The organism is candidate division WOR-3 bacterium (genome assembly GCA_039802005.1).
Classification (GTDB): domain Bacteria; phylum Hydrothermota; class Tepidihabitantia; order SM23-42; family JAOAFX01; genus JAOAFX01.
In genome coordinates, this window is record JBDRVV010000033.1 from 22,919 (window position 1) to 29,900 (window position 6,982).

At 40.0% G+C, this 6,982-nt stretch carries 5 protein-coding genes; all 5 read right to left on the reverse strand.

Translation table 11 applies throughout. From position 1 onward, the window contains the following. Positions 1 to 80: 80 nt before the first annotated feature. Positions 81 to 1,664: an FMN-binding glutamate synthase family protein gene (locus ABIL69_09855; GenBank protein ID MEO0124288.1), complete on the reverse strand. Its 1,584-nt coding sequence runs from the start codon at positions 1,662 to 1,664 to the stop codon at positions 81 to 83. 65 nt (positions 1,665 to 1,729) lie between these two features. Continuing rightward, on the reverse strand, positions 1,730 to 2,428 hold the full coding sequence (locus ABIL69_09860; protein MEO0124289.1) for a 2Fe-2S iron-sulfur cluster-binding protein: 699 nt from the start codon (positions 2,426 to 2,428) through the stop codon (positions 1,730 to 1,732). Then, the gene (locus ABIL69_09865; GenBank protein MEO0124290.1) at positions 2,421 to 5,501 is read right to left on the reverse strand and encodes an NADH-ubiquinone oxidoreductase-F iron-sulfur binding region domain-containing protein; all 3,081 of its coding nucleotides are present in this window, start codon (positions 5,499 to 5,501) and stop codon (positions 2,421 to 2,423) included. Before ABIL69_09865 ends, ABIL69_09860 begins: the two co-directional genes overlap by 8 nt. 195 nt (positions 5,502 to 5,696) lie before the next feature. Then, positions 5,697 to 6,080, reverse strand: coding sequence for a (2Fe-2S) ferredoxin domain-containing protein (locus ABIL69_09870; protein MEO0124291.1), 384 nt, complete (start codon positions 6,078 to 6,080; stop codon positions 5,697 to 5,699). Between the two features lie 107 nt (positions 6,081 to 6,187). After that, entirely contained in the window at positions 6,188 to 6,736 is a 549-nt protein-coding gene (locus ABIL69_09875) for an ATP-binding protein (GenBank protein MEO0124292.1), read from the reverse strand. Positions 6,737 to 6,982: the final 246 nt, after the last annotated feature.

Genomic DNA, 6,982 nt, shown 5'->3' on the forward strand with positions numbered 1-6,982 from the left:
AATCCTCTCCCCGCAGAAGCGGGGAGAGGAAAAGGGTGAGGGGTAAATCATTTTTAATTTATTTTATCTGAGCCAGGCATTTAGGAATTTAGAATTTTCTCAACTTCCTCTTTATCTACTTCAGTAACATAAGGTATTCCTGAAATCTCTGCTGCTTCTTTTGTCAATGCGGCAATGTCATCTCTGGTGATATAATCAAGGGCGAATTTTCTATTACCGCACATCAATTGCCTCAATCCCTGTGCCAATCTTTCAATATATGTGTAGACACCAATTGCACCGGTTGAAAGTTTATCAAAATCTTTACCAAGCTCTCGTTTGAGTGCAGAGGCAGTGACAAATATTTCTTCCTTCTGATTGCCAAATCTCTCTACGAAGACAGGAATTTCTTCTTCTTCAATCTTCTTACCAATTGTTTTTCCAACCATAGCCGCACATACTATTGAACGTGCCATACCAACAAGCTTTACATAAGGAGCACCAAGTGCCAGTGCCTTGAAGATCTGGTCCTCAAACGCTATACCACCAGCAAATGCGATTGCAGGAACATATTCACCCTTTTTGGCAAGTTTGTCGGCATAGAAATAAGTGAGAGAATGTAATTCCACCGGTGGAACTCCCCATTCATTCATCATATGCCATGGGCTCATACCAGTTCCACCACCAGCACCATCAACAGTCAAAAGGTCAATCTTTGCTATTGAAGAATATTTAATTGCCCTTGCCAGGTCAGCCGGACGATACGCACCGGTCTTCAAGAAGACATACTTTGCACCCGCCTTGCGCAATTCCTCAACCCTTTTCACAAAGGATTCAAGTTCAACCATTCCAATTCTTGAATGTCTCTCAAATTCAGAAAATGCCCTCTTTTCAAATGCCTTTATCACATTTTCGTCAAGCGGGTCAGGCAGTACTACATAACCCCTTTTGCGTAATTCCTGCGCCTTTTTCAAATCCTTTATCTTCACTTCACCGCCGATATCCTTTGCACCCTGTCCCCATTTTAATTCTACTGCTTCTACACCGAGTTTTTCAATCGCATATTCCTGAACACCGAGTCTTGTATCCTCAACATTTGCCTGAACAACAATTGTGCCGTAGCCATCCCTTTGCCATTGTTTATACGCCTTTACCCGGTATTCTAAATCAGGTGCCTTTACAACTCTTCCATTCTTTATTTCGGTTTCCATATCCATTGCAGCAACATTTTCACCAATTGTCATTATTATTCCGGAAATTGCTGCACCAACCGCAATTCCATCCCAATTATTCTTGGCTACATTTGTTGATCCAAGACCGGGCACAACCGCCGGGAATCTTACCTTTATTCCTTTATCGTGTCCAATTCGCTGTTCAATATTTACATTAGGGAATATTGCCTTATCCGGATCAGCTTCAATACCATGGGCACCAACCGCAGTTCCCATGATATTAAAATGCGAATAATCAACTGGATAATTTTTCTCGGATGCTGCGGTGATTATACCAAAGGGTTGTGGATATAAGACTTCATGACCGCGGTATGCAGATTTACCAATCTCACACATACCGATACAACCATCAACACAGGTGACACACATTCCACTGAGGGATACTATTGAATCCTCAGTTCTATTTTTTGTTAAGGTTGCTGCTGATGCATTTATTCTTGATAAAGAACCCATATTTTCTCTCCTTTCAATCTAAAGATTATTGATTATTAAAGAAGAAAAAGTACTAATATTTAAAATCATTTTTTTTGCTTTATTTGATCTGGACGGCCTTCACAGGTTCCACAATTGCCTGTTGTAGCCATCCAGCATTGATAATCATCATGGTTTGTAATGCAGGTTGGTTCCAGACTCAGACAGGCATTGCAGAGATCAGTTGGAGGCTCTGGTCCCTGACATCTTAACTGGCAGGCCGGGCAGATATAAATGCAACCACCACAGAGTCTACAGACTTCTGAACGTATATCAAATGGGGTTGCAATTTTTTTCTTATAACCCCGCTCAACTATTCCGATTGCACCTGCCTGCATCTGCTCTTTACACATTCTTACACATAGACCACAGAGTATACAATCGTCATTACGAACTTTAAAGCGAACTTTGCGGACATTATATTTAGATGCCAGGTCCTGTATCGTCTTTGATTGTGGACAGATTGATAACAGAAGTTCAATCATCATCTTTCTGGCATTTATCACACGTTTGGTATTTGTTCTCACGACAAGTCCTTCTTCTACTGGATAAGTGCAGGAACTAACCAATTTCGCATTATCACCTTCACCAATCTCAACCAGACAGAGCCGGCAACCACCGTAAGGAGTTAGCCCTTCATAATAACAGAGTGTGGGGATTTCAATACCGAAAAACTTGCAGGCTTCTAATATAGTCATTCCTTCTTCAACTTGTACTTCAAGTCCGTTTAATTTAAATTTAATCATTTTTGCTCCTTTTTTCATCGGCTAATTTTACTTCAAGGTCGCAGCGCAGACATCTTTTTGCTTCTTTAATTGCGGATATTTTATCAAATCCGAGGTCGACCTCTTTGAAATTTTTATCCCGTTTTTTAACTTCTAATTTTTTAGTTTCTTGACGCTTGGTTTCAAAAAGTTCCTTTTCCGTCAACTTAACTGGCTCTACATACACAGAAGGTCTTGTCACATGGTAAGAAAATTCAATTTTCTCGCCTTTGATATACTTGTCAATCGAATCAGCTACTTTTTTACCGTCAGCCATCGCTTCAATTACCGAGCTTGGACCTCTGATTGCGTCGCCGCCGGCAAAAACACCGGGAATATTTGTCGCAAGTGTTTCTGGAACAACTTCAAATGTATTCCAACCCGTTGTATTGAATTTATGTTCGGTACCGAGGCAGGAAATATCAGGCTGTTCGCTTATTGCCGGAATTAATGTATCAATATCAATCGTGAATTCACTACCCTTTATAGGTACTGGTCTTCGTCTGCCAGATTCATCAACTTCTCCCAATTTCATTCTTATACACTCCAGACCGACAACCTTGTTGTCTTTCTTTATTACTCTTACAGGTGCAGTAAGATAATGTATATCAATGCCTTCTTCAATTGCGCTTTCTATTTCTTCCGGATATGCCGGCATTTCTGCACGAGTTCTTCTGTAGAGAATCGTAACTTTTTCTACTCCAGGTAGTCTATTAGCAACCCTTGCTGCATCCACAGCGGAATTTCCACCACCTACGACTGCCACATTTTTACCAATCTTCACCTTTTTCTTAAGATGGACATCAGTCAAAAATTCCATAGCGGGTATTACACCTTCGGTTTCTTCATTCGGTATTGCTAATTTTACACTTTTGTGCGCGCCAATTGCGATGTATACCGCTTTGTAACCTTCTTTAAGTAAATCATCAATTGTGAAGTCCCTGCCTAATTTTTTATTTGTCTTTATTTCAACACCAGCGTCAATGATACGTTGGATATCATTCTGCAGGACATTTCTGGGCAATCTATATTCGGGAATACCGACTGCAAGCATGCCCCCAATCACTGGTAGTGATTCAAAGATTGTTGGAGAGTAACCCTTTTGGGCAAGATGATAGCCCGCCATCAAACCAGAAGGACCGGAACCAATAATTGCAATTTTTTCTCCGCTCGGTTTTGATCTTTTTGTCGGCTTTTTACCATTGCCATATTCCGCTGCAAATCTTTTTAATGCCCTGATCGCAATAGGCTCACCACCCTGACCAGCACGGCATTTTGCCTCACAGGGATGGTTACACACCCTACCGCAGACACTTAATAATGGATTATCTTTTAATATTATTTCGTAAGCCTTCTCAAATTCGCCGCGGGCGATGTATCCTACATAGGTTGGGACTTCGGTTCCAATAGGACAGACATGTTGACAGGGAGAAGAAATAATGTTTTTGCATACTACTGCCGGGCATCTTTTATATTTAATATGTGCAATGTATTCATCTTTAAAATATCTCAATGTGGATAAAACCGGATTCGCTGCAGTCTGACCGAGACCACACATTGAGGCATCTTTAACTGCGTATGCGAGTTCTTCAAGCACCTCAAGGTCTTCCATCGTTCCTTCACCATCGGTGATTTTCCCGAGGATTTCCCACATTCGTTGTGTCCCTTCGCGACAGGAAAGACACTTACCGCAGGATTCATCCCTCAGAAAGTTCATAAAATACTTTGCCACATCAACCATACAGGTATCTTCATCCATTACAATCATTCCGCCAGAACCCATCATTGAGCCGGCTTTCTTAAGGCTTTCGTAATCTATTGGCAAATCAAGAAGTTTTTCAGGAATACACCCACCTGAAGGACCACCGGTCTGGACGGCCTTGAATTTTTTGTTCTTAGGAATTCCGCCGCCGATTTCGTAGATTATGTCTTTTAATTTTATGCCCATCGGAACTTCTACAAGTCCAGTGTTGTTGATTTTACCCACGAGAGAGAATATCTTTGTTCCTTTGCTTGTTTCAGTTCCAATCTCAGCAAACCATTTTGCACCCTTTTCTATTATTTGTGGCACATTTGCCCAGGTCTCTACATTATTTATTACGGTCGGTTTTCTCCAGAGTCCTTTTTGTACTGGATAGGGTGGACGTTGTCTTGGAACTCCGATTCTTCCTTCAATAGCGGCAATAAGAGATGTCTCTTCGCCAGATACAAATGCACCCGCACCCCGGCATACTTCAATATCAAAATTAAACCCGGTACCAAGAATATTTTCACCTAATAAACCATATTTTTGGGCTTGTTCAATTGCCAATTTAATACGTTTTAAGGCGAGTGGGTATTCGGTGCGGACATATACAAATCCCCTTTTTGCTCCAATCGCCCGGGCACCAATAATCATTCCTTCAATCACGGCATGCGGGTCAGCCTCAAGGACACTGCGGTCCATAAATGCACCAGGGTCTCCTTCATCACCGTTACAGATGATATATTTCTCATCGCCTGGTTGCTGTCTGCACCTTTCCCATTTTAAGCCTGTAGGAAATCCAGCACCACCGCGCCCGCGGAGTCCTGATTCCTTAATTTCTTTAATAATTTCTTCAGGAGTCATCTTGGTAAGTGCTTTTTCAAGTGCCTTATATCCGTCAAATGCAATATATTCGTCTATATTTTCCGGGTCTATACGGCCGCGGTTGCGCAGGACAATCAATCTCTGAAGTTTGAAAAATCCAATATCACTCATCTTTGGGATTGGTATTGCTTCTGCTGGCGGTGTGTACAGAAGTTTCTTTGCCGGTCTGCCTTTTATCAGATGTTCTTCCACCAAGTAAGGAATATCTTCTTTCTTCAGTCTTTGATAGAATATTCCATCCGGTTGGACAACGACAATTGGACCGCGCTCACAGAATCCATTACATCCCGTAGAAATTACCGCAATTTCATCTTGCAATTTCCTTTTATTTATCTCTTTTATGAGCGCCTCTTTGATCTCATAAGAGCCCCCTGCTACACAACCGGTTCCCGCACAGACCAGAAGATGCATTCTATAGGTTTTCAAGAAAACCTCCTTCCTTAAGAAAATAACTAAATGTCCAAAATACCTAAATACCTAAAGTAAAGGATCATAAGTTAATCGTTACAGGACATCGTAGCCCATTTTGTTTATCGTTGTTATCCCATCACCATATAACCAATAAAAACCTAGTAAGTTGAAAAGAGTAGGCATTTAGGTAATTTAGGTATTTAGGCATTTTTAATGTGTTGTTTCACTTCCTACCGCAAGGGCGTATTCCGTAACAACATTGCCCTTCATTATATGTTCAGCGAATATTTTTTTAATTTTTTCCGGTGTAAGGTCAACATACTTAACTGGTGGTTTATCAATAAGTTCAACCGTTGCCATCGGTTCTCTACTGCATAATCCAGCACAACCAGAGGTTGTAACAATTACATCCTTTACTTTTTTCTTTTCTATTTCTTCCATTAAAGTTGTAAGTATATCGCGTGCGCCTGCTGCGATACCGCAGGTTCCCATATGAACCGTAACCCTCGCCCTCGCCTTACCTTCCCTTAAAACCCTTGTTTTAGCAACTTTTTCCCTTATTTTTTCAAGGTCACCGATTTTAAGTTTTTTCATTGTTTACTCCTTTCATTTTCATTCCTTTCTGCAAGGCTAACCTCTGGTTCTGAAAGAACCATCGGTTCTTGAAAAAAGCCTTGCCTTACGAAAATAATAAAATCTACTCATCCTGCCTTTATCCTGCTGATTTCTTTTTTTATTTTTTCGCGCAAAAATTTTATTACCTCTGGATTATTTATCGGAATTCCATTCAGCACATCCTTTATCTCTTTTGTATCAAGCCTAAAACATTTATTATCTTTGCAATGTTCATAGACAAAGTCTATCTCATTTCCTCTGGTTCCAATCAGTGCCATAATCGTATCACACATATTGCCCAGAGGTTTTCTATCAATGTGATTATATGTCAACACCGCATTTACGACTGTGCCTTTTCCTTTCTTTGATTTTATTTTAATGTTACCTTCAGCTTCTCGCACAGATTGGGCAAAAAGGGATAGACCCAAACCCACCCGTCTAACAGTCTTTGTTGTATAAAACGGGTCAAGGACTTTTTTTAGGGTCTTTTTATCCATTCCTTTACCATTGTCTTTTATCATTATCTTTAAAAGATTTTTTTTAAGATTTTCATCAATCATAATTTCAATCTTTGTTGCCCCTGCATCTATTGAGTTTTCAACTATATCCAAGATATGAAGAGATAAATCCTGCATCAAATCCTACTTATTGAGTTAAATCCGAAATTCCAAGTACTAAATCCTAAACAATATCTAATTTCCAATGTCCCAAATTCCAAATATTGTTTGTGACATTGGGATTTGTGATTTGGAATTTGTTTGGAATTTAGAATTTCGGATTTAGAATTTATCATAGTAATTGTGTTTTCCTTTCTTTTTCATTTCTCAATGCCATTTTTATTTCTTCTATCGTTGGTTCCGCAATAAAAAATTTTGTTGTTG